Here is a 24,298-nt window from a genome sequence, read left to right on the forward strand (position 1 = left end):
CTACAAATTGCCATGACGGTTGTACCTCCCACAATGCCCCGCGTGCTGGACGCGGCGCCCCGCCTGTTGTTCCTGTCGCAAGACGCGGCCTGTATCGCCGCGCAGTTGCAAGGGGCGGCGGTAGCCGCGTCATCGGCCGCGCCGCTGCGCGATGATATTTCCACCGACGAGATCACGCCGGTGCCCATCCTGACGCACTTTGACGACAAGCTGGGGCGCTATCCCTACACCGGTCTGCGGGTTGCGGACGCGCAACCCATCGGCGTCGATGCGATCAAGCGCGCGGGCATCAATGTGGTGGTGGCGGGCAAGCGCTATGGCAAGGGATCGTCGCGCGAACACAGCCCCATGGCGGAAAAATCGGCGGGCGTGCGGCTCGTTATCGCCGAGAGCTTTGAACGCATCTACCGTCAGAACGCCGACAACATCGGGCTGTACACCAGCACCGACCTGGGCCTGGTCGCGCGCCTGGAACGGGGCGAATCCATCACGGTGGACGAGATCGTGGCGGGGCGCGACGACCTGGCCGCCGCCATCGTGCGCGCGGGTGGCCTGCTGGCGTTCGGGCAGGCGCATCTGCAAGACGTCGCCACGGCAGATGAGAAGCCGGCGCATCCGCCAGCCGCCGCGCCCTGCACGTTGTTCGAGAAAATCATCCAGCGCCACATACTGTCCACGCCGGTCACGGCCGCCAATGCAAGGCAAGGCGCGGGCGTGTTTCTTCGCGCCGACTGGCGCTTCATTCACGAGTACTACACAGGCATGGCCGCGCACATGCTGCACGCCCGCTTCGGACACCCGCTGCGGCTGGTGGACGCCGCGCGCATCGTGGTGTTCGAAGACCACACGTCGTATGTCGATGAAAGCCCCAATCACGTCAAGGCCGGCATCGTGCCCAATGTGCGCGTCATGTGCCAGGCGCAACGTGATTTTGTCGACGCCTACGGCTTGCGGCATCACCGCACCCTGACCGAAGCCCAGGCCGCGCGCGATGCCGGTGGCAACGTCGCCGGCATTTCGCACGCGATGATGGCCGAACACTACGCGCTTCCGGGCCAAGTGGTGGTGGGCACCGATTCGCATACGCCGCACAGCGGGGCGCTGGGCTGCGTGGCCTTTGGCGTGGGCACTACCGACATGGCCAACGCGTTCGTCACGGGCGCCGTGCGGCTTACCTTGCCCGCGTCGCTGCGCGTGGAGCTGGCGGGCGCCTTGCCGCCGGGCGTCACGGCCAAGGACGTGGTGCTGCACTTGCTGGCCTTGCCCGACATCCGCTCGGGCGCGGGCGTGGGCAAGGTGTTTGAATTCACCGGTGATGCCGTCGCCGCGCTGTCCATCGACGAACGCGCCACCTTGACGAACATGACTGCCGAACTGGGCGGCCTGACGGGTATCGTCGCCCCGGATGCCGAGACGGTGCGCTTTCTGCGCGAACGCCGTGGCGTGGACGTGACCATCCAGCCGTGGATGCACAGCGACCCCGATGCCGCGTACGCCGGCCACTTGCGCGTGGACTGTACGCAGCTGTCGCCGATGGTGGCGGCGCCGGGCGACCCGGGTAACGGCGTGGCCCTGTCCACCTTGGCCATGCGGCCGCGCATCGACATCGCCTACGGCGGTTCGTGCACGGCCGGCAAGCGTGAGGACTTCGACGCCTATCACCAGGTGCTGGCCTGGGCGGTGGATCGTGGCCTGCGCCTGCCCGACGGCGTGACGCTGTATCTGCAATACGGCACCACGGCCGTGCGCGACTTCTGCGTGGCGCGGGGCTACGACCGCACCTTCGCCGCCGTGGGCGTCCGCATCCTGCAACCCTCATGCGGCGCCTGCGCCAACTGCGGGCCGGGTTCATCCACCGACCCCGGGCAGGTAACGGTCAGCGCCATCAACCGCAACTTCCCCGGCCGGTCGGGCCCCGGCAGCGTATGGCTGGCCAGCCCACCCACCGTGATGGCCAGCGCATTGGCGGGCACGCTGATATCGTTCGCGGAATTGCAGGCGCGTCACGCGGGCTGATCGCCCCGGTCGCACCGCCGCATCGCCGCATCGCTGCGCCATCGGTCCGCGCCATCGGTCCGCCCCATCGGTCCGCCCCATCGGTCCGCCACATCGGTCCGCCCCATCGGTCCGCCCACATCCGCCGCCATCTGCCGATAGCCGTCTGCCTGTAGCCAGCCTGGGTCGATGGCTACATCGCCTCGGGCCTAGGGTTGTCACCACTTCGGCCGCCGTGAAGCCCAGCTTAATAAATCCTTAATTGGCAGCCTCCCGGCGCTGCGTCAGAGTGCGCAACAGAGAAAACGGCCGTCAGATGCCGTCCGGGCCGGCGGACCGATCCGCCGCGCCATTCCCCCGCACAGCAGAACCCTATCGAAAGAAAACCCGGGACACACCGGGTGGCTTGCTATCGACCGTCGCCCTCCGGCGGCGGTTACCCGTGGGTCCGAGGAGACGACAATGAGCAAGAGCTGGAAGAAGTTCGCAGGGGCGGTGGGCATGGTGGCGGTGTTGGCGGGGGCGGGCGCGCAGGCCGCCGACGCGCCGCCCGACATCAAGCTGATGCAGCTGTCGGTCGGCAAGATCGAACTGGACAAGGGCTTCATGACCGCCATGGTCGACGTGGGCACCAAGATCAAGATCCCGGTGCCCGCCTATGTCATCCAGCACCCGCGCGGGCTGGTGCTGTTCGACACCGGCATGAACCAGGCCACCGCCGACGGCAACTGCGCCAACTATTGGGGGCAGGGCCTGTGCGGCGCGTTCAATTCCATCCAGGGCCGCGACGAAGGCGTCGACCGCCAGCTCAAGGCCGCCGGCTTTGACGTCAGCGACGTGAAGTACGTGGTGTATTCGCACTTCCACCTGGACCACGCCGGCAACATCAAGATGTTTCCCAAGGCCAAGCACGTCGTGCAAAAGGCCGAACTGCGCGCCGCCTGGTGGCCCGAGAAATTCCAGCGCGCCGCCTATGTCATGAAAGACTTCGACACCACGCGCGACTACGACTTCATCCAGGTGGAAGGCGACTTCGACCTGTTCGGCGACGGCACCATCGTGCTGCTGGACACCAAGGGCCACACGCAAGGCCACCAGTCCTTGCAGGTCAAGCTGAAGAACACCGGCACCGTGCTGCTGGCGGCCGACGCCATCTACACCGCCGAGAATGAGGCGGGCGTCATCCCGGGCATCACCTGGAACACCGCGGCGTCCATGCAGGCCATCGACCGGCTCAAGCAGATCCGCGATGCGCGCCAGGGCCAGCTCTGGTACAGCCACGACGCCGAGCAGCACGCCCAAAACGCCAAGACCAAGGTCTTTGACTGACCACGACCAACGCAAGCCCAACCCAAGGCGCCCCATGCAGCCGGCCGTCGCTTTGCACCAGGTCTGCAAGTCGTTCGGGCCCCGGCAGGTCCTGCATTCCCTGAGCCTGTCCGTGGCACCCGGGGAAATCGTGGGCCTGCTGGGGCCGAACGGCAGTGGCAAGACCACCACCCTGCGCCTGATGGCCGGGTTCTACACGCCCGATAGCGGCCGCGTCACCGTGTGCGGCCGGCAGCCCGCGCCGGGCCGGGGCAACGCCGACATCGGCTACCTGCCCGAACGCGCGCCGCTGTACGACGCGCTGACGGTCACGCAATACCTGCAATTCGGCGCGGGGGTGAAGGGGGGGGGGGGGGCGGGCGCGCGGCGTCTTGCCATCGAACGCGCCATCGACGGCTTCGACCTGCAAGCCGTGGCGCGCAGTGCCATCGGCCGCTTGTCCAAGGGCCAGCGCCAGCGCGTCGGCCTGGCGCAAGCGGTGCTGAACGACCCGCCCGTGCTGTTGCTGGACGAAGCCACCAATGGCCTGGACCCCGTGCAGATCGTCGAGGCCCGCGCCATGATCCGCCGCTGCGCGGCAGGCCGGGCAGTGGTGTTCAGCAGCCACCTGATGCAAGAGGTGGAAGCCTTGTGCACCCGCATCGTCATCTTGCAGCAGGGGCGGCTGGTGGAAGACGCGGTGCTGGGGCAGGCGCAGGCCGCGCTGCAATTGCAGCTGGCCTTGCCAACGGCCGCCCACGCCGCCTTGCGCGCCGCGCTGTTGGCCTGCGAGGGGGTGCGCGGCGTGGACGCCACCGTACAGGACGCCGCGCTGAGCAATTGGCGCATCGGTTGGGATACGGCGGCGGGCGGCGAACCGTCCGCAGCCATGTGCGACCGCGTGCTGCGCATCGTGTTGGCGCACGCCCAGGTGCGCGCGGTGCTGTCGCTGCATGACGCCGTGGAAGCCCGCCTGCTTGCCGCGCTGGCGCCTAACGACCCGGTGATGCGGAGGCGGGCATGAAGGGCTTTCTGGCGTTGTACCGAAAAGAACTGCGCACCGATTTCGGCTCGCCCGTGGCACTGGTGGTGGTTGCCGTGTTCTGGGCACTGTCCGGCTATCTGTTCAGCTTCAATCTGTTCTTTGTCAGCACGGGGCAAATGGTCACCGCGTTTCACAACATGACCATCCTCCTGATCCTGGTGATGCCCTTGGTCAGCATGCGCGCGTTTGCCGAGGAAGCGCGTCAGGGCACACTGGAATTGCTGCTGACCTTGCCCTTGTCCGACGCGACTTTGGTTGCGGCCAAATACGCGGCCGGGTTGACCGTGCTGGCCCTGATGCTGGCGGGCACGACCGCCGCCGTGCTCCCGCTGGCGTGGTACGGGCAGCCCGACTACGGGCCGATCGTGGGCGGTTACGTCGGCGTGTTCCTGTACGGCGCGCTGTTCCTGGCCATCGGCATTGCCGTGTCCAGCGCCTGCACCAACCAGATCGTGGCGGCCAGCGCCACGTGGGGCATCCTGGTGCTGTTGTGGTTCATCGACTACCCCGCCGCGCTGGACGCCTTTCCCGCCTTGTCGCCGTTCTTTCAGGCGCTGTCCTTGTCGGCGCAACACGTCGATTTCATCCGGGGCGTGTTGCCGGGTCCGGCCACGGTCACGCTGGCCAGCGTGGCGTTGCTGGCCTTGATGGTGGCCGCCGTCAACCTGAAGCGCTGGAGGCTGCGATGAACGCAAACCCGCGCGTGCTTCGCGCAGGCCGGCGCCTGCTGCTGTGGTTGCCGGTGCTGGCCGTTGCAGCCTTGCTGCTGGCGCTGAACCTGTGGGCCTCGCGCCATCTGGGCCGCTTGGACCTGACGGCGCAGCGCCTCTACAGCCTGTCGCCGGAAAGCGTCGAAGTAGCCCGCCAGATCAAACAGCCGGTGGACGTGACGTGGTTCTATGACCTGCGAAATAAAAGCATGGTGGACGCGCTGGAGCTGCTGCGCCAGTACGAACATACCAACCCGCTGATCCGCGTGCGCGGCGTGGACCCGGCGCTGCGTCCGGCCGAGGCGCGCGAAGCGGGAATCCAGTTCGCCGGCAGCGCGGTGCTGGCGGCCGATGCGCGCAAGATGACGATCAATGGCGGCACCGAAACCGACTTCACTAACGCGCTGATCCGCATCAGCCAGCGTGGCGCGCAAACGGTGTGCTTTACGCAAGGGCATCGCGAAGCCATGCTCGACAGCCTGACGTCGCTGGACGATCTGGAAGACCACGGCGACGATGAAAACCTGGTGGCGCGCGTCGAGGTGCACGAGCAGCATGGCATGGCGATGGCGCGCAACGCCTTGCAAACGCTGGGCTTTGCCACCCGCGGTATCAACGCGGGCAGCCTGGCGCAAGCCTTGCCGTCCTGCGCCGTGGTGGTGGCGGCGGGGCCGCGCACCCCCTTCGGTGGCGACGACGCAGATGCGCTGCGCCGCTGGACGGCCGGCGGCGGCAAGACCCTGTTGCTGCTGGAGCCGGACACGCGCCACGGGCTGGATGCGCTGCTGGCCGACTTCGGTATCGCGCGGCCGATGGGCGCGCTGCTCGACCCCGGCAGCCATTACCGCAACGATCCCGGCAGCCCGGCCGTCAGCGACTACACGCGCCACAAGATGACGCGCGGCCTGCCGTTAAGTTTCTTTCCCGGCGCGGCCGGTCTGGAGCCCGCGGGCGATGCGTTGCCGCAGGGCGTGACCGTCACGCCGCTGGCGCAGACGTCGGCACAGGCGCAATTGCCCGGGCAGCAGGCGGGGCGCTACACCTTGATGGCGCTGGCCACGCGCAACGCACAAGCTGCCAGCGCCGACGGGTCGGCGCGGCCCACGCTGCTGGTGGCGGGCGATAGCGATTTCGCCACCAACCGCCATTTCGCCACGCTGGGCAACGGTGCGCTCTTTACCAGCGCCGTCACGCTGCTGGCCGGTGAAGACGCCTTGTTGACGATACGCCCGCGCCATTACGAAAACCGCCGCGTTGAACTGACCAATCGCCAGATGCGCACCGTGTTCTGGACCAGTACCGTGGCCTTGCCGTTGCTGGCCTTGATGACGGGCCTGCTGCTGTGGTGGAGGCGGCGATGAACGCGGGGCGTGGCTGGCTGATGTTGCTGGCGGCGGGCGTTGCGCTGTCCGCCTGGCAATGGCACGAGGCCGTCGACTCGCCCGCCGCGCACGGCGGCCACACGCACCTGCATGACGACACCGGCAAGCCGGCGCGGCTGTACGCGTGGAACGCCGCGCAGGCGGCGCGCATCACGCTGTCCACGCCCGCATCCACGGCGACGTACACACGCGCCGCGCAGGGTTGGGCCGCGATGCCGGGCAGTGCAACCCCCCCCACACCCCCCGCCTTCGACGCAGACGACTTCCTGTCGCTGTTTTCGCAAGCTCGCAGCGATCGCGTGCTGACCCCGCAGCCCGGCGAATCGTATGGCCTGAATCCGTCCGGCCTGCGCATCGCCATCGACGACGACAAAGGCGCGGCGCTAGCCCGGATGGACGTCGGCGCGCTCACGCCAGATGGACTAGGCCGTTACGTCCAATTGCCCGATGAACCGCACCTGCGCATCATCCCCGATTACCAAACGCGCGCGCCGATGGCCGCGATGATTCAGGTAAACCCGCATGCGCCCGACACGGCGAGCACGGCCTCTCTATCGCTTGTGAAACCCGGCTTGCGCAAAGATAAATAGGCGCTCAAAAGGGGCGTCCCTATACTTCGCTGCACATCGGACTAGTACGAAAAGTGGCGCTTGCCAGTGATCGCGCCGGTCCCTAAAAGTGCCTTCCGTCCCGCTTCGATTCGCGTTCGAAGCCAAGGCGGCAAGGTTGATAACGAGACAAGGGCGCGCCACGCGCACGCCCGGGCCATGTGCCCACGCCGCCTTGCCGGCGATGCCAGTTGCCCCGGCAACGCATCGCGGACGGGGCAGGTGTTTAGCGTATTGGGAGAAGACGCTTGACCTTGGATCTACTGCCTCTCGCCTTGGTGGATGGCGTGGCGTACGCCAGTCTGCTATTTCTGGTGTCGATGGGGTTAACCCTGGTGTTCGGCGTGATGGGCATCTTGAACGTTGCCCATGGCGCCTTCTACGCTTTCGGCGGTTATGCCGCGGCCAGCCTCGTCATGTTCCTGGCGCCCAAAACCGATTCCCCCTTCCTGCTGTTCGCCGCCTTGTTCGCGGCTGCCATCGCGGTCGGCCTGGCGTTGGGCAGCATCATGGAGTTCGTGCTGATCCGCCGCGCGCAGAACTACGACCCCATCCTGAAACTGCTGATCACCTTTGGCGGCTTCCTGATGCTGGAAGACATCCAGCGCCTGCTGTGGGGCGCGCAGCCCTACAGCGCCAGCGAAGTCGTGAACCGCCTGGGCAATATCGAAATCGGCGACATCACTTACACCACCTACCAACTGGTGGTGGTGCCCGTGACGGCCGTGCTGGCCTACGTGTGCCTGGAGTATTTCCTGCGCCACACCAAGCTGGGCAAGCAGACGGTCGCCACCACGCACAACCGTGAAGTGGCCACCTCGCTGGGCATCAACGCCAAGAAGATTGGCTACGTCACCTTTGTGATCGCCACCATCCTGGGAGCGCTGGGCGGCGCGCTGGCCGCGCCCACCACGTCGCTGGTGCCGGGCGCAGGTACCGACATGACGGTGCTGTCGTTCGCGGTGGTGGCCACGGCGGGGCTGGGCCAGATCACCGGCGCGCTGATCGCGGCGCTGCTGATCGGCGTCATCCGCGCCATTGCCGTGTACGCCGCGCCCGAACTGGAAGTGGCGGTGCCGTACATCATCATGGTGTTGGTGCTGATCATCCGGCCGCATGGCTTGTTCACCGTCGCCCAAGCCCGGAGGATCTGATGAAAGTCGTCGTACTCAGCCTCGTGGCCGCGATTGCCACGCTAGCTCTTGGCTATAGCCTGTCCTGGACGATCACCCCCATCGTCATCGGCCTGACCTACGCCATCGCGGCGCTGGGCGTGTCGGTGATGGCGCGGGCCGGCCAGATCTCGTTCGGCCATGCCATGTATTCCTGCATCTCTGCCTACACGGTCGCGTTCCTGGCGCGCGCCATGCCGGGCACCGACGCGCTGCTGCTGATTATGGCGGGCGTCGTCGCCAGCTTCCTGGCGGCCATCGTGATCGGCCTGTTCGTGGTGCGCTATCGCGGCATCTTCTTCGGCATGCTGAACCTGGCGTTGAGCATGGTGTTGTTCGCCTTGCTGGGCAAGCTGTACACGTTGACCGGCGGCTCGGACGGGATGCGCATCGTGCGCCCGACAATGGCCGGCGTGCTGATGGAGCGCGAGTCCTTCGAACGTGCGTTGCTGGTGCTGACGCTGGTGTTGTCGCTGGTGCTGGCCTGGTGGGTGCAGCGCTACTTCCGTTCGGGCAGCGGGCAGGCGTTGTCGGCTATCAAGACCAACGAAACGCGCATTGAATACCTGGGCTTTTCTGCCTACTTCATCATGTGGAAGGGGTATTTGCTGTCGGCCGTGGTGGTCGGCTTCTCGGGCGCGATCCTGGCCTTGATGCAGGGCCTGGTCACCCCCGAGATCGGGTCGTGGCTGCGCTCGGGCGAATTCGTGTTCATCACCATCCTGGGCGGCGCGGGCCATGCGGCCGGTGCGTTCCTGGGCGCCGTCGGTTTTGAAACGGTGAAGCTGGTGTCGGCCGCTTACTTCCCCGGCCTGTGGCAGTTCCTGCTGGGTTTGACGCTGATCCTGGTGATCTTCATGTTTCCCACCGGGTTTGTCGGTCAGATCATGAAACGCATCGCCACGCGAAAGCGCGATGAGGCCCGGGCCCGGGCCCGCGCCCGCGCCAACGCCACCTTGCAAGCGCGCGTTTCCGCCAATACGCAAGCGCCGGTCAGGAACTGATGATGAAACCGCTTATTCAAACCACAGACCTTTACCTGGCGTTCGGCGGCGTGATCGCGGCCGACAACATCAACTTTGAGTTGCACGAAGGCGAACGTCTGGCCGTCATCGGCCAGAACGGCGCGGGCAAGACCACCTTCATCAACATCTGCACGGGCTACCTGGCGCCGTCCAAGGGCCGCGTGGTTTTCGACGGGCGCGACGTCACCGCCATGGCGCCGCGCAAGATCGTGCGCCTGGGGCTGGGCCGCTCGTTTCAGTTACCGCAGCTGTTCACCGAGCACACGGTGCGCCAGTGCGTGCAGATTGCCGCCGCGCGCCGCAACAAGGAACTGAGCTGGTTCCGTTCGCTGGAAAGCACCATCGACGAAACGGAAGTGGACGCCACGCTGGACCTGGTGGGCCTGCTGCCCGAAGCCGACGAAGCTTCCATCGAACTGCCCGAGGGCAAGCGCAAGCTGCTGGACGTGGCCATGGCGCTGGCGCTGCGCCCCAAGCTGCTCATCATGGACGAGCCCACCAGCGGGGTCGCGTCCGAAGACAAATTCGCCTTGATGGAAACCGTGATGCACGCGCTGGACGAGCGCCGCGTGACCAGCTGGTTTGTCGAGCACGACGTGGACATCGTGTCGCGCTACGCCACGCGCGTGGCCGCCTGGATCGCCGGCAAGGTGGCGGCCGACGGCACGCCGGACGAAGTCTTGAACAACCCGCAGATCAAAAGCGAAGTGCTGGGGGCCTGAACCATGCTGAACCTATCGGCCATCAACGTAGACCTGGCAGGCAACCGCATCCTGCGCGACGTCAACGCCAGTTTTGAATCATCTAAAACCATCGGCATCGTGGGGCGCAACGGCGCGGGCAAGACCACGTTGCTGCGCGCCATCATGGGCCTGACCAAGATCAAGTCCGGCAAGATCGCGTTCGACGGCGCCGACCTGACGGCCATGCCCGGCCACAAACGCGCGGCGTTGAAGGTGGGCTATGCACCCGAAGACCGCGTGATCTTCCCGACCATGACCGTGGCCGAAAACCTGAACCTGCCTTGCGAAGTGCAAGGCCAGTCCAAGACCGAAATCGCCGCCCGCATCCAGACCGTGCTGAAGGTGGTGCCGCAGCTGGAACCCATGCTGGGCCGGTCCGGTTCGGCGCTGTCTGGCGGGCAGGGAAAGATGGTGGCGCTGGCGCGCGCCATCATGGTCGGCACGCGGCTGTTGATGCTGGACGAACCGTTCCAGGGCCTGGCCCCCAAGCTTGCGCGCGACTACACCGAAGCGCTGGGGCGCCTGAAGGAATTGCAGCCCGACCTTTGCGTCGTCATCACGGAGTCCAACGTGAAGCTGCTGGGCGATATCCCAGACCAGATCTGGACGATCGAGCGCGGCTCGATCACCTTGAATTGATTACCGGAGACTTTGCATGACGCAGATGATTATCAACGGCCGTCAGGTCGATGCGCTGGACGGGCGCACCATAGAGGTGGTGTCGCCGGTGGACGGCGACGTGTTCACCACCATACCGCGTGGTCAGCAAGCCGACGTGGACGCTGCCGTTGGTGCCGCGCGCGCCGCGCTGGATGGCGATTGGGGCCGCATGACGGCGCTGGAGCGCGGCCGCCTGCTGCTGCGCCTGGGTGAATCCGTGCTGGCGCATCACGAAGAACTGGCGCGTCTGGAATCGCGTGACACCGGCAAGCCCATGTCCACCGCGCGCGGCGACATCACGGTGCTGGCACGCTACTTCGAGTTTTACGGCGGCGCGGCCGACAAGGTGCACGGCCAGACCATTCCTTTTCAGAAAGACTATTCCGTCCAGCTGATCCGCGAGCCGCTGGGCGTGACCGCCCACATCATTCCGTGGAACTACCCGGCGCAGATGTTCGGCCGCAGCGTGGCCCCGGCACTGGCCATGGGCAACGCCAGCGTCGTCAAGCCCGCCGAGGACGCCTGCCTGTCCATCATCCGCGTGGCCGAGCTGGCCTTGGAAGTGGGCTTTCCGCCGGGCGCGCTGAACATCGTGACGGGCCTGGGCGAAGAGGCGGGCGCCAGCCTGTCGCGTCACGCCGACATCAACTTCATCACCTTCACCGGCTCGAACGAAGTGGGCGTGCTGATCCAGCAGGCCGCCGCCGTCAACGCGGTCAAGTGCGTGCTGGAACTGGGCGGCAAGTCGGCCCACATTGTGTTCGACGACGCCAACTACAAGCTGGCCATTCCCGCCATCGTCAAGGGCATCGTGCATAACACCGGGCAAACCTGCACGGCGGGCAGCCGCCTGCTGGTGCAGCGCGGCGTCTATGCCGATTTCATGAAGGCGCTGGCCGCCGAATTTTACAAGGTGCGCGCCGGCACGCCGGACATGGACCTGACCTGCGGCCCCGTCGTCAACAAGGCGCAGTTTGACCGCGTCAACCGCTACATCGCCAAGGGCCTGGCCGATGGCCTGACCGTAGCGGCCGAAGGCGCCATTGCCGACGGCGTGCCTTCTGGCGGCTACTTCGTGAAGCCGACACTGTTTTCCGCACCCTCGCACGACAGCACCTTGTTGACCGAGGAAATCTTCGGGCCCGTGCTGGTGGCGCTGCCGTTTGACACCGAAGCCGATGCTATCCGGCTGGCCAACGCCACCGACTACGGGCTGCTGGGCGCGGTGTGGACCGAGAACGGCGGACGCCAGCAGCGCGTGGCGCGCGGCATCAAGTGCGGTCAGGTCTACATCAACGGCTTCGGCGCGGGCGGCGGCGTGGAGCTGCCGTTCGGCGGCGTGAAGAAAAGCGGCCATGGTCGTGAGAAGGGCTTCATCGCGCTGGAAGAAATGAGCACGACCAAAACGCTGATCCAGTTCTACGGCGAATGATCGCCACGCATATCGGAGTCAAGTCATGAGTCAGTTGCAGGGTAAGGTCGCCATCGTCACGGGCGGTGGCAGCGGTTTCGGCGAGGGCATCGTCAAGCTGTATGCGAAAGAGGGCGCCAAGGTCGTCATCGCCGACATCAACAAGGAAGCCGCCGACCGCGTGGCTGCCGAAGTGGGCGCCGCCGCGCTGGCGGTCAAGGCCGACGTGTCCAGCCGCGCCGACATCGACAACGTCGTGCGCGTCTGCCAGGAAAAATTTGGTTCCGTCGACATCGTGGTCAACAACGCCGCCATCACCCACAAGAACCAGCCCATGCTGGACGTGGACGAGGCCATGTTCGACCGCATGTTCGAGATCAACGTGAAGTCGATCTACCACATGGCACAAGCCGTGGTGCCCGTGATGCGCAAGCAAAAGCGCGGCGTGATTCTTAACGTGGGGTCGACTGCCGGCATCCGCCCGCGCCCCGGCCTTAGTTGGTACAACGCGTCCAAGGGCGCGGTCAACGTGCTGTCCAAATCGATGGCCGTGGAGCTGGGGCCCGACGGCATCCGCGTCAACGCCATCTGCCCGGTGATGGGCATCACCGGCATGTTCGAGCTGTTCATGGGCCTGCCCGACACGCCCGAGAACCGCGCCAAGTTCGTGTCCACCATTCCGCTGGGCCGCTTCTGCCAGCCCTCGGACGTGGCGGCGGCGGCCTTGTTCCTGGCCAGCGACGCAGCGGAATTCATCACCGGGGTGGAGTTCCCCGTGGACGGCGGACGCACGGTGTAAGGCTGTGATCGGGCCGGTGCCTGCGGGCCGGTTGCCGGTCGGCATGGCTACTGGTCCGTATTGCTTTCGCTCCGCATCGCTTCTAGCCCGTATTGCTTCTACTTGGATGTCAGCGCATGAAAATCAAAGCGGCGTTGTTGCGTAACGTAGGGGTGCCCGGCCCTTATGCCCAGACCCGGCCCCTGACCATCACCGAGGTCGATCTGGACCCGCCCGGCACGGGCGAGGTGCTGGTGCGCATCAAGGCGGCCGGGCTGTGCCATTCCGACCTGTCCGTCATCAACGGCGACCGCCCGCGCGGCGTGCCGATCGTGTTGGGGCATGAGTCGTCCGGCGAAGTGGTCGAGACCGGCCCCGGCGTCACCGACCTGAAACCCGGCGATCACGTGGCCATGGTGTTTGTGCCCAGCTGCGGCTGCTGCAACCCCTGCATGGAAGGCCGCCCCGCGCTGTGCGAACCCGGTGCCGCCGTCAACACGCAAGGCACCTTGCTGGGTGGCGACCGCCGCCTGCACATCGGCGACGAATACTTGAACCATCACACCGGCGTGTCCTGCTTTGCGGAATACGCCGTGGTGTCGCGCCGGTCGTGCGTGCAGGTCAACGTTGAACTCAGCCATCGCGAAGCCGCGCTGTTCGGTTGCGCCGTGTTGACGGGCGCGGGCGCGGTGTTGAACCGTGCGCGCATCAAGGCGGGCGACACCGCTGCCATCGTCGGGCTGGGCGGCGTGGGCCTGTCGGCCTTGCTGGCTGCGGTAGCGGCCGGTGCGCGCCGCGTGGTGGCCATCGACCTCAGCGACGAAAAACTGGCGCTGGCCAAAGAGCTGGGCGCCACCCACGTCGTCAACCCCAAGCAGGTCAAGACCGACGACGACCTGTTCGATCTGGCCGGCGGCCGGGTGGACTACGGCTTTGACATGGCGGGCGCCGTGCCCGCCTTTGAAACCGCCTACAAGCTGACCCGGCGCGGCGGCGCGACCGTTACCTCGGGCCTGCCCAACCCCAAGTTCAGCTTCCCGCTATCGCTCTCGCAGATGGTCGGCGAAGAGCGCGACATACGCGGCAGCTACCTGGGTTCCGGCGTACCCGCCATCGACATCGGCCGCTATATCGACCTGTACAAGGCGGGCCGCCTGCCGGTGGACCGGATGATGGGCAAATCGTTTTCGCTGGACCAGATCAACGAGGGGTTCGATCACCTCGCCACCGGCGGCAGCCTGCGCGACGCCATCGTTTTCTAAGGGCATAGACCCGACTACAACACTGGAGACAAGACCATGAAAACCTCAAGACTGGCCGCGCTGTTAGGCGCCACCCTGCTGTCCGGCTTCGCGGCGCTGGCCGGCGCCGCCGACAAGCCCAAGGAACTGAACATCGGCATCTCGACCTTCCTGTCGGGCTCGGCATCCGTGTTCGGCGTGCCGGCGCGCGATGCGGCCGAAATCCTGATCCAGGACATCAATGCCGCGGGCGGCATCGACGGCGTCAAGCTTGTGCCCAGCTACATCGACGAAGGCGGCGGTGGCGAAAAGCTGTTGTCCGAATACCGCCGCCTGGCCGAGGGCGGCACGCGCGTGATGCTGTCGGCTATTTCAAGCGGCCACTGCAACATCGTGGCCCCCGTTGCCGAAGACCTGAAGGTGCTGAACGTGCTGTGGGACTGCGGCACGGAAAAGGCGCTGGAAGGCAAGAAGTACAAGTATGTGGTGCGCACGCAAGCCAACGCCACCACCGAAATGGTCGCGCAGGTGCTGTACCTGATGAAGGTCAAGCCCGACTTCAAGACGATTGCCATCGTCAACCAGGACTACGCCTGGGGCCGCGATTCGCGCGACATCTTCCTGGCCGCGCTAAAGAAATTCAAGCCCGACGTAAAGGTCGTGGCCGAGATGTTCCCCAAGTTCGGCGCCGCCGACTTCTCAACGGAAATCAGCCGCCTGCAAGCCTTGCGACCCGACGTCATCGTGTCCACGTCATGGGGCGGCGACCTGGACAACTTCGTGCGCCAGGCCTCGCAGCGCAACCTGTTCAAGAACTCTACCTTCGTGCTGTCGCTGGCCGAAAGCTCGCTGGAACGCCTTGGCAACGCCTTGCCCGAAGGCGTTTACGTCGGCGCACGCGGCGATCACTACTTCCTGCACCCGGAAACCAAGGACGATCCGAAGCACCAGGCCTTCGTGAAGAAATTCCACGACAAGACCGGCGCCTATCCGATCTACTCGGTCTACCACATGGTGCAAGCCATCCAGGGCCTGAAAGCAGGCTACGAGAAAGCCATCAAGGACAACAACGGCGCCTGGCCCACCCCGGAACAAGTGGCCGCCGCCATGCACGACGTGTCGTTCAAGGGCTACGGCCGCGAAGTCAAAATGCACCGTGCTGACGGCCAGGGCCTGGAAGCGCAATTGTTCGGCGTGACCAAGAAGAGCGACAAGTACCCGTTCAAGGTGCTGGCCGACATTACGATCGTGCCGGCGGAGCTGGTGACGCCGGGGGTGGAAGACACGTCGATGGGCTGGATCGAAAAGAACCTGACCCCGGACGTGCTGAAAAGCGACCAGATCAAGGTGTATTCGAACTGAGCAAGCTGTGTTGTGTGTGCAGGGACTCCCCCGGCGAGCAATCGTCGGGGTTTTTTTTGCGGAAAGACATGAACCAAGGCAAGCGGGGGTGTCAGAAGCAACCACGTGCCGATCCTGCACGCTTGTGGCTGCTGGTGCTGGCGGGCGGCATCATCATGGGCCTGGCCTTGGACGTGCGCTACGTACAGGGCTTGTTCCTCTTGCCCCGGCGGCATCCAGCAAAACATAGTGCGATGACAGATCGAGAACCATGGTTCGCATCCTTAGGGAAGAGGGGCGTGCGGTCATTCTTCACAGCGTGGGCCAGATTTGGCCCGATCGGGCCAATTTTGACCCGCTACAAGCCATTGATTCAATAGCGATATTCTTTTATCGGGTCAAAACTGGCCCGTTTTCTTGGGGGAAAACGGCGGTTTCGTAGGGATTCCGATCAGAGCTCCGTCGTAAGTGTCTTAGCCGCATGGCAAGCCATTGATTCCATGGAGCTTATTGACAGGACGTGACGCTTGGCATGGATGTTGCATGAGTCCGGCTAGCGCTTCCTTCGGAAGCCTCCCGGCCGCCATGGCCGACACGACGACGGAGCCCGTCATGCCTACCCCCGCAACGTTTTGCATTGCCAGCCAGACCCTTGGCCTTCGAGTGTTCGCATGACGCTCAGCCAATCGCTTGTCGACATCGTCGAAGAAACCTTGCCGCTGCCATCCGGCAGTTGCAACGCCTGCGAACGCAACGGCGTGCCGATTCTGCTGCTGCGCCCGGCGGTGGTGGCCAAGAGCCCGTTTTTACATGTGCGCGGTGCGCTGTCGCATCCTGGTCTGCAAGAATCGCTGCGCATCATGCGCAAGGGCTATGTGTATGTGCTGCTGGACCGCAGGGTATGGCATGCCTATCAAGTGACCGATGCGGGCCATATGCGGCATTTCAATCCCTACGAGATGGCGCGCGACGAGCCTGCTCCGCTGGCCGAACGCTGCGTTCAGGCCGCCCACGACTTGCCCGCGTCGTTCATTGGTATCGACATTGATCAGTACAAGCTGGCCTGGATCGCGTATTCGCAAGACCCTTGGCCGACGGCCGTGCTGGATGCGTACAAGTCAGGCGACGATCTGAATGCCAATTACCCGCTACGGTTTGTCATCGTGGATCTGCCCAAGTTGCGGGACGATCCCACGGCGGGAGGCACCGCGCTGGCGCTGGAACATGCGCATCCGTTGAACAAACACGTGGCGGAGTATGTCAGCGGTGTCGACGACTTCGGCAGTGTCCACAGCTGGTCATCGCGCGTGGCGCAAGCCACGGGCATGCGTAACTACCTGACGCTGATGGAACGGCAGCACCGCTTGCCGCAAGGCGTGACCGGGCTGGTTCTGCCCGACCCGATCGGCATGGCCGAAGAACTCAACAACGTCCGCCTGGCCGCCTATACGCAGAAGCGCTTGTGGTCCGAAGAGCCGACTCGCCGCTATGCCTACCTGACCTCGCAATGCCTGCTGGCGATTCAACAGATGTACGCCGTGCAGGCCGACGCCGAGACAATGGATAGCCCGACACCCTTGCTCGACATCATGCCCAGCGAGTCCGGCACGCCACCCGTGTTCTGGGACCCTGCGCGTGAACGGCAAGAACGTGTGCAAGCCAAGATCACCAATCGCATTGAACGATTGAAAGAACGCTACTGGGAAACAAATCCCCCCGCTGAACCGCGCCGCCATGGCCGGGCGAGCTTTCAGGCGCGGTATGACCGCGACATCAAGCGGTTTGAAAAAGATATCGATGCGTATGGCAAGGATTGGGCGCAGGTAGTGGGCAGCGCGGCGTGGAAGCGCATCGTGGCAATGGACTATTCCGATACCGATGAACGATCGCGTCTGCTGCGCTTGATTGCGGTTGGTGCATGTTTGGACGGCGGGATCACCGATGCGATGCCTGCGTCTGACGCCGCGTCGACGAAACCCGAAACGCTGGGGCCTACCGGCACCGCGTGGCAGTCGTTGCTAAGTGATCCCAACAGCGCCGCCTATCTGGCCTTGAACGGCCATCAGACCTTTTTGCAGACCACCTTTATCCCTCTGTTCGGCGCCGGGGCGGTTGCCAACGACGCCGGAAGAAAATACTTCGACGCCGTCAAGAGCATCATCAGCAGCAAAGAAATCGGTGCATGGCGAGAAGGCCGAGCGGCAGACGCCGCCGACCAACTGCTGACCGCCATGCACGGCGCCAGCAAGCGCCTGAATCAACATTTGAGCGCCGGTTCCAAAGCCGCCGTCGATGCGGTTCACGTGGGCGGTGCGTGGCTGTACCGCAAGGCGCAGATGACGCAGGTGGTGATTCAACTCACGGTGGGGGAACTGCTGTCCATCTGCGCCGAAGAGCTGCAACGCGTCGGCGAGCCCCTGCAACAAGACGCCAGCCGGCGCGTGCGCGCGTTTGTGTTCGCCGGCTTGATCAGCATCCCGGACCCGGCGGTGCGCAATACGCTGATTGACGTGACGTTGTGGATGGAAGGCAGCGCGGAAGAGATCCGGAAGCGAATCAACGCCTTTGAGAAAGTAGCCGGCGATCCAGTAGAAAATGTGGCGCGCCAGGTGGAAGGTGTGGTCCGTCAAGCGGAAGATGCGGCGCGCAAGGCGTCGCATGGCGCGATGCGAAAGATCTCGGTCGGCATGAAGAACCTGGAAGCCCCGGCTGCGCAACTGCTAAAGGGTTTGGAGTTAAGCGCGGCCCACGCGCGGGAGTTCGCGAAGAATGGGCTGACGAGTCTAAAGCGATTGTCTGTCGGGTCGGGTTATGGCGCGCTGCCACTGGTCAGTTTGTATTTCCTGCATGACAGCGTGCGTACCAGCCTGGAGGCGGCGCGGGAGACTGTTGGTGCAAGGCATCCGGAAGCGATGGCCGCGTTGTATGGGGCAGGGGTGGGGCTGCTGGGGGCGGGTGTGGAGGCGGGTGGGTTGACGCTGAGGATTGGCGCCGAAAGCGTGCAGCCGTTCATGCGCCGAGTGGCGGCGGCGGAGGGCGGTGCTGTGACGCGGGCGATCGGGATGGGAAAGACGCTGATCAAGGCGGGAGGGGTGATCACGGGGTTGGGAGGGGTGGCCGATGGGGTGGGGAGTTTCGCGGCGGAAGTTCGGACGGATTTATTGGGAGATGTCGACGCGGGAAAACAGTACAAGTTGAGTGGCTTCATTTCACTCTTCGGTGCTGCCGCGAGCATCTTTGGCATCTTGGTAGACGGAGCCTTGTTAGGGCCACTGGGCCTGGGAATCGTGCTTGGACTGGCCGCTTTCGTTGTCGGAAAAAACGCCAAGTCTCTTGAGTCGGACAGTCTGGAAATGTGGGCCCGTCGGTCCTACTTTGGCAAAGCAGAACAAGAACGTCGTTGGGAGGGGGCTGACCAAATCGACGCGGCGATTTCGGCGTTGAACGCTGCGGTCATAGGAATGGATGCAACCCTGGGCTTTCATTCCGCCAAGCGGGTAATGGATACCGATTTGCTTCTAACGTCAGACACTCTGCAGATCCAGGCAACGGGCGGGGTCGAATCGGGAATTGAACTGGCCTATCGGATCGTGTTGCCAGGGTTCGACCCCACGATATCGCGCTTCGAATTCAGGCTGCTTTTAGAGAGCTTTGGCGTGGAAAGAAGCGGACGGCGAGGTCCAAAACTGTCAGAGGGCGTGCTTGCGGCAATGCACCACAACAGCATGCGGTGGGCCCCTGGATTGGATTCGTATAAATACTTGCTGCCAGAAGATCAGAGTTTGCCAACCCGAGAATCTCCCGTCTTGAGTTGTCGATACTGGCTCGGACCCATGCACAGTATCAAGAGCGCCACGATCGAGATCACGTTCTGGCCTGACAGGGATGACCTTACCGGTTACGCCCGCATCAGCATGACCGAGGACGCGTAATGGTTCAACCCAAACTCAGCCCGGCCTGCTTGGGATGGAAACGCGACTTGCCCGGCCCAAATGACCGTCCCGATGCAATTCCTAGCTTGCGTGAAAACGCGCCCAATCATGTTGATGATGTCTACATGGAACTGTCTCGTCGATCATCCCGCATACGTGGGGTGTTGTTGCTGCTTATCCCATTTATGCTCTATGCGACGATCATCGGAGTACCTGGCGTCATTTGGAGTTTGCTGGTGGATCATCCCAGAGCGTTCACTACGAGCGATTGGTCGACGCTGTGGATTGCTGTGTTCGTTTTGGCAATTGGTGTCTGGATGACTGCATTTCTGTATCTGGCCGACGTCTCCCCCCCACGTGACCTCCCCATCCGCTTCAACCGCGCCCGCCGCCGCATCTACGTCTACGGCTTCCACATGGTCTGGTGGAACCCGTTCACCCGCTGGTACGTCACCACCGCCAGCTACCCCTGGGACGACGTGCGCGCCGAAGTCTGGGAGCAATGGGGCGTCACCTCCGGCGGGGGCTTGATGATCAAGTGGGGCGTGTCCCTCGCCATCGTCAAACCCGGTACCAACGACGTCATCGAACGCTTTCACCTCAGCACCTACAACCACGACCTGGACAACCTCTGGGCCTACGTCTGCACCTATATGCAACAAGGCCCGCAAGCCTTGCCGCCGTGCGACATCGAACCGCGCGACGCGAACGATGTGCCGGCGTACAACCTGGCATTGCGGTGGGCGCCTCGGGTGGAGTGGCCGGAGGCGATGGATTGGGAGTCGCGATCTAGCGAAGGTTCGCGTGGGTTGGAGTGCAGGGGAGAGGGCGGTGATGAGATCAATCACGATTGCGCCTGACAGGGGTGACCTTAACAGCTACGTCCGCATCAGCATGACGGAGGAAGCGTGATGCCCAGATCGACGCTCAATCCTCCCTGCGCAGGATGGAAGCGTGATCTTCCGAGTCCGAACGAGCCGCCGGAAGTGGCTCCGGCGCTGCGCGAATGCGCCCCGAACTATCTGGACGACACGTATCTGGAACTTTCTCGACGATCTTCGGCGGTAAGAGGCCTGCTCGTGCTGACACCGGTTTTCTTGTGCCCCCTGCTGTTTGGTCTCGCTTTCCGGATATCTGATGCAATAGGACTCGCTATCACTTCGGGACCTAGCCGGTCTTGGATAGGTTTAATAATTTGGATGTGCGAGGCAAGCGCCTGGGCTACCCCCGCCCCACCGGCAAGCCCGCCACCGCCTCTCTGAAATTCGGAAACTCCTTCAAATACTCCGCGTTCCCTTCCACCCGCCTCACCACTCTTTCATCCACCGTCAGATTCAACACGGTCTCGCCATCCCAAATCCGCGCCTGCTTTTTCACATGGATCAGCACCTTCTCGGTGAACTCCTTGTACGAGTCGTGCGGATTGCACTGGTCATAGTCGGTGGAGATGCGCTGCGCGGTGCCGGCTTCCAACCCCACCTGCCGCGCCTTTTCCTGGATCCACGCTGCCGGTAGTGTCTGCAAACTCCCGTCGCGATATCCTCCGCCGATATCCGAGTGCGCGCCGATGAACCAGCGCTGTTCAACCGGCCTGTCCGGCGGGCGCGGTTCGGATGTTGCCAGCCTTGTCCATAGCGTTGGGAAATACGGTTCGCGGTATTCGTTCGTTGCGATGGCGTGATAGGCGTTGCGGACGTGGTTGCTCAGTTCGGTGTCGTGGAAGTTATAGAACTTTGAAAACCCGGGAAACGAAATGCCGCCGACGGGTATCCCCAGGCTGCCCACGGTGTCCCAGACACCAACGAAATGCAGGTCGGTGTCGCGCGAGAACTGGGCGCGAAACGAAATGGCGTCGATGGACGAGGGCAGGCAATCATCGCGATATAGCGCGTACGCTTCAGCAACGTTGTCGTCAGTGGGGCTTTTGAGCAGGCCACATTTGCGGACCATGCCGGCCAGGCTGCGCGCCGAGTACGCGCCACGGCTGAAGCCGAACAGGAAGATGTGGTCGCCGGCTTCCTGGCGTTGGCATAGCCATTGGTAGCCCTGGCGGATATTGGCGGACAGACCGGCGCCGAATGCGCCGCCCAGGAATTTGTCGATGGCGGCCCACAGGCCTTGGCCTTGCGTGCCGACGCCTTCGATATACAGGGTTTCCTGCGTGCTGGTTTCCGGCGCGGCTTTGTAAAGCTCGTAGGCGTTGGTGCGGTCGTTGGGTTCGTTCCACGTACCGTCAAAGAAGATGGCCAGATTCTTCTGCATGCTCGGCTCCCTACAGATCGAGTCTTGCGATACATCTGCTGCTGGCTGGGATGACGCCCGCGTGAGGCACGCTATCACGCGGGTTACGGGTTTGCCGCCCGCGTGGTTTCCCTGCTGGCGGCATGTACACCGCTTTTTTTACTAGGGGTGGCGCACGCAAAAACGCCGGCGCGGGCGCTTGGGCGCAGGCGGGGCGGGAAGGGGGGATAAACGAACTAATGAATGTGTAGCCATCCGCCGTGCAGGCGGATGGTATCCACAATGGCGCGGTTGGTAGCCGGGTCGGTCAGTTCACCGTCACAACTCCAACACCACCTTGCCACCCGCGCACGAGCGTGAGCAGCACGCCATCATCTTGTTGTTCGCGTCGCGTTCGGCGCGCGTCAGCACGACGTCGCGGTGGTCGATATTTCCTTCCAATACGCGCACCTCGCACGACCCGCAGAGGCCTTCCTCGCAGTCGCTTTGCACGTCGATATTGGCGCCGCGCAATGCGGTCAACAAGGTCTGATCAGCGGGCACGTTGATGACGATGCCCGAGTCTTTCAGCACGACTTCAAACGGCTGTTCCTTGGACGGGTCCAGCGTGCCCAAGGTGGAATGGAAGTGTTCCACGCGCAGCGCATCTTCCGGCCACGCGGCGCAGCACGCCGCCAAGCCATCCAGCAGGCCTTGCGGACCGCAGGCGTAAATCTGCGTGCCGGCGTCCGGCTGGGACAACAGCGCCGCGTAATCCGCGCGGGTGCCTTCGTCTTTGACGTGGGCATGCAGGCGGTCGCCGTGCAACGCGACAAGTTCGTCCAGCATCGCCATGCAGCTGCGTGACCGCCCGCTGTAATGCAGTTGGTAATCCAGGCCCAGTTCCTTGGCGCGTCGCGCCATGGCGCTGATGGGGGTGATGCCGATGCCGCCGGCAATCAAGATCAGCTTGTCGGCCGCTTCATTCATGCGGAAGTGATTGCGCGGCCCACGGATGCGCAAGCGCGCGCCGGGCGTCGCGTTGGCGTGCATCCACGCGGAACCGCCTCGGCCTTCTGTTTCCTTCAACACGGCAATTTCAAATACACCGGTTTCCGAAGGATCGCCGCACAAGGAGTATTGGCGCGACAAGCCCGTGTCGCCGCATTCCACGTCGATGTGCGAGCCCGGCGTCCAGCGCGGCAGCGGCTTGCCATCGGGCGACACCAAACGCAGGCGCAGGATGCCGTCAGCGGCTTGGACCGCGCTCTGCACGACGACGGGCCGCGTGATGGCGTGCGACGAAGGCTCGCCGATGCGCACCGGGTGCTGATTATTCAGCAATGCCGGCGACGCCAGTTCCGGATTCTGCTTCGGGTCCCATTCCACCCACAAGTGCTCCGGCCCACGAAACGAGGTGTTGGGCACATAGGTAAACGCCTGTTCCGACAGCTTCATATGCGGCAGGCGGCGCGTAAGTTCTTCCAGGAAGATCTGCATTTCCATGCGGGCCAGGTTCTTGCCCATGCATTGGTGCGAGCCATAGCCGAAGGTGAGTTGGTCGCTGGCGTTTTCGCGGCGGATGTCGAAGAGGTCGGCGTCGTTGAACTGGCCTTCGTCGTGGTTGGCGGACGACGTGACGATCAGCAGCTTGGAGCCTGCCGGAATCGGCACACCGGCGATTTCGACGTCGCGCGTGGCCAGGCGGCGCCACGCCGCGACCGAGCCGTTATGGCGCAGGCATTCTTCGACGGCGTTGGGAATCAGGTCGGGGTCTTCACAGATTTCGCGCCAGGCGTCGGGGTGTTGCAGCAACAGCTTGATGGCGTTGGCCGATGCGTTGGCGGTGGTTTCGTGGGCGGCGACGATGCCGGCCATCATCATGGAATGCAGGTAGGAATCGGTGACCACTTCCGGATGCGTCTGCTGCTTGCGCAAGCCGTATTGCATCCAGCCGGGGCCGGACGGGTCTTGGCGCATCTTGTCCAGGATCTTGCCGGCCAACTGCCAGAAGTTGCCCACGGCATGCGCCACGGCCACTTGTTCTTCAGGCTTGGGGCGACCCCAGGTGTTGACCGTGTGCGCGATGGAATATTGGCGCAGCAGCTCCATGTCTTCTTCGGGCACGCCCAGGAAATGCAGCGCCACGGTCAGCGGCACTTCCCACAGCATCTGGTCGACCAGGTCGGCGCGGCCGTCGTTGATGAAGCGGTCAACGTAGTCCCGGGTCAGGCGGCGCACCATGGGCTCGTGGTGCTTGAGCTCTTCGGGCGTGAACGGGTCCATCAGCACGCGGCGGCGCGGCATGTGGGCGGGCTCGTCTTCGTTGACCAGCGTGCGGTTCATGGCATAGCCGTACGACGCCAGCACGGCATTGGCCTCGGGGCCGGTGGGGGTGATTTTTTCCAGCGCGATGGACGGGCTGAAAGTGATGTTGTCGCGAAAAATCGCCTTGATGTCTTCGTAGCGGGTCACCACCCAGTAGCCCAGCTTGGGGCTGTAGAACACGGGTTCCTGCTCGCGCGCCCAGCGCACGTACTCAGGCGGGTCTTGCTGATAGCCATCGCCAAAGGGGTCGAACTCGGCCGCGCGCGGGCTGACGGGGCAGCCGGTGGGGCTTGGCATCGCGGCAAGCGCCGCGTGATCGATGGGACAGCCCGACGGGCGCGAAGTAGAGGGCGATTGGCTCATGATGCTTTCCGTGTATTCGTGATGCATCGGCCTGCC

General features: G+C 64.1%; 19 protein-coding genes. 17 read left to right on the forward strand and 2 right to left on the reverse strand.

Annotation, left to right across the window (positions count from 1 at the left end; all coding sequences use genetic code 11):
* The first annotated feature begins 12 nt into the window (after positions 1-12).
* The 17 genes from ACNPP0_RS00785 to ACNPP0_RS00865 all read left to right on the forward strand — a co-directional run bounded on the left by ACNPP0_RS00785 (position 13) and on the right by ACNPP0_RS00865 (position 20,211).
* Positions 13-2,016, forward strand: coding sequence for an aconitase family protein (locus tag ACNPP0_RS00785; protein WP_448704764.1), 2,004 nt, complete (start codon positions 13-15; stop codon positions 2,014-2,016).
* A gap of 441 nt (positions 2,017-2,457) precedes the next feature.
* Positions 2,458-3,324, forward strand: coding sequence for an N-acyl homoserine lactonase family protein (locus ACNPP0_RS00790; protein ID WP_448704765.1), 867 nt, complete (start codon positions 2,458-2,460; stop codon positions 3,322-3,324).
* 34 nt (positions 3,325-3,358) lie between these two features.
* Entirely contained in the window at positions 3,359-4,327 is a 969-nt protein-coding gene (locus ACNPP0_RS00795) for an ABC transporter ATP-binding protein (RefSeq protein ID WP_448704766.1), read from the forward strand.
* Positions 4,324-5,037, forward strand: a complete 714-nt coding sequence (locus tag ACNPP0_RS00800; protein WP_332610110.1) for an ABC transporter permease — start codon at positions 4,324-4,326, stop codon at positions 5,035-5,037. The genes ACNPP0_RS00795 and ACNPP0_RS00800 overlap by 4 nt, the downstream gene beginning before the upstream one ends.
* Complete coding sequence (locus tag ACNPP0_RS00805; protein WP_448704767.1) at positions 5,034-6,419, forward strand: GldG family protein; 1,386 nt, start codon at positions 5,034-5,036, stop codon at positions 6,417-6,419. Before ACNPP0_RS00800 ends, ACNPP0_RS00805 begins: the two co-directional genes overlap by 4 nt.
* A complete protein-coding gene (locus tag ACNPP0_RS00810; protein ID WP_448704768.1) occupies positions 6,416-7,030 on the forward strand; it encodes an electron transporter SenC in 615 nt (204 codons plus the stop codon). Before ACNPP0_RS00805 ends, ACNPP0_RS00810 begins: the two co-directional genes overlap by 4 nt.
* 266 nt (positions 7,031-7,296) lie before the next feature.
* Positions 7,297-8,202, forward strand: coding sequence for a branched-chain amino acid ABC transporter permease (locus ACNPP0_RS00815; RefSeq protein ID WP_448704769.1), 906 nt, complete (start codon positions 7,297-7,299; stop codon positions 8,200-8,202).
* A complete protein-coding gene (locus ACNPP0_RS00820) occupies positions 8,202-9,224 on the forward strand; it encodes a branched-chain amino acid ABC transporter permease (RefSeq protein WP_448704770.1) in 1,023 nt (340 codons plus the stop codon). Before ACNPP0_RS00815 ends, ACNPP0_RS00820 begins: the two co-directional genes overlap by 1 nt.
* Positions 9,225-9,226: 2 nt before the next feature.
* Entirely contained in the window at positions 9,227-9,967 is a 741-nt protein-coding gene (locus ACNPP0_RS00825; protein ID WP_448704771.1) for an ABC transporter ATP-binding protein, read from the forward strand.
* Between the two features lie 3 nt (positions 9,968-9,970).
* A complete protein-coding gene (locus ACNPP0_RS00830) occupies positions 9,971-10,627 on the forward strand; it encodes an ABC transporter ATP-binding protein (protein ID WP_332610118.1) in 657 nt (218 codons plus the stop codon).
* A gap of 16 nt (positions 10,628-10,643) precedes the next feature.
* Positions 10,644-12,080, forward strand: a complete 1,437-nt coding sequence (locus ACNPP0_RS00835) for an aldehyde dehydrogenase family protein (protein WP_448704772.1) — start codon at positions 10,644-10,646, stop codon at positions 12,078-12,080.
* 25 nt (positions 12,081-12,105) lie between these two features.
* Positions 12,106-12,858 carry a glucose 1-dehydrogenase gene (locus ACNPP0_RS00840; protein WP_046807567.1) on the forward strand — a complete coding sequence of 251 codons (753 nt, stop codon included), beginning with the start codon at positions 12,106-12,108 and terminating at the stop codon, positions 12,856-12,858.
* A 116-nt stretch (positions 12,859-12,974) separates the two neighbouring features.
* Positions 12,975-14,099 (forward strand): zinc-dependent alcohol dehydrogenase family protein, encoded by a 1,125-nt coding sequence (locus ACNPP0_RS00845; protein ID WP_448704773.1) that lies wholly within the window; start codon positions 12,975-12,977, stop codon positions 14,097-14,099.
* Between the two features lie 36 nt (positions 14,100-14,135).
* A complete protein-coding gene (locus ACNPP0_RS00850) occupies positions 14,136-15,440 on the forward strand; it encodes an ABC transporter substrate-binding protein (RefSeq protein WP_332610122.1) in 1,305 nt (434 codons plus the stop codon).
* Positions 15,441-15,508: 68 nt separating this feature from the next.
* Positions 15,509-15,799 carry a hypothetical protein gene (locus tag ACNPP0_RS00855; RefSeq protein WP_448704774.1) on the forward strand — a complete coding sequence of 97 codons (291 nt, stop codon included), beginning with the start codon at positions 15,509-15,511 and terminating at the stop codon, positions 15,797-15,799.
* 291 nt (positions 15,800-16,090) lie between these two features.
* Positions 16,091-19,351 (forward strand): T6SS effector BTH_I2691 family protein, encoded by a 3,261-nt coding sequence (locus ACNPP0_RS00860; RefSeq protein WP_448704775.1) that lies wholly within the window; start codon positions 16,091-16,093, stop codon positions 19,349-19,351.
* Positions 19,352-19,668: 317 nt separating this feature from the next.
* Positions 19,669-20,211: a DUF6708 domain-containing protein gene (locus ACNPP0_RS00865; RefSeq protein ID WP_448704776.1), complete on the forward strand. Its 543-nt coding sequence runs from the start codon at positions 19,669-19,671 to the stop codon at positions 20,209-20,211.
* Between the two features lie 361 nt (positions 20,212-20,572).
* Here the strand turns inward: ACNPP0_RS00865 and ACNPP0_RS00870 are convergent, their stop codons facing one another.
* The gene (locus ACNPP0_RS00870; RefSeq protein ID WP_448704777.1) at positions 20,573-21,613 is read right to left on the reverse strand and encodes a T6SS phospholipase effector Tle1-like catalytic domain-containing protein; all 1,041 of its coding nucleotides are present in this window, start codon (positions 21,611-21,613) and stop codon (positions 20,573-20,575) included.
* Positions 21,614-21,910: 297 nt separating this feature from the next.
* A complete protein-coding gene (locus tag ACNPP0_RS00875) occupies positions 21,911-24,262 on the reverse strand; it encodes a cytochrome P450/oxidoreductase (RefSeq protein ID WP_448704785.1) in 2,352 nt (783 codons plus the stop codon).
* Positions 24,263-24,298: the final 36 nt, after the last annotated feature.

The organism is Achromobacter semiaridum (assembly GCF_053543755.1).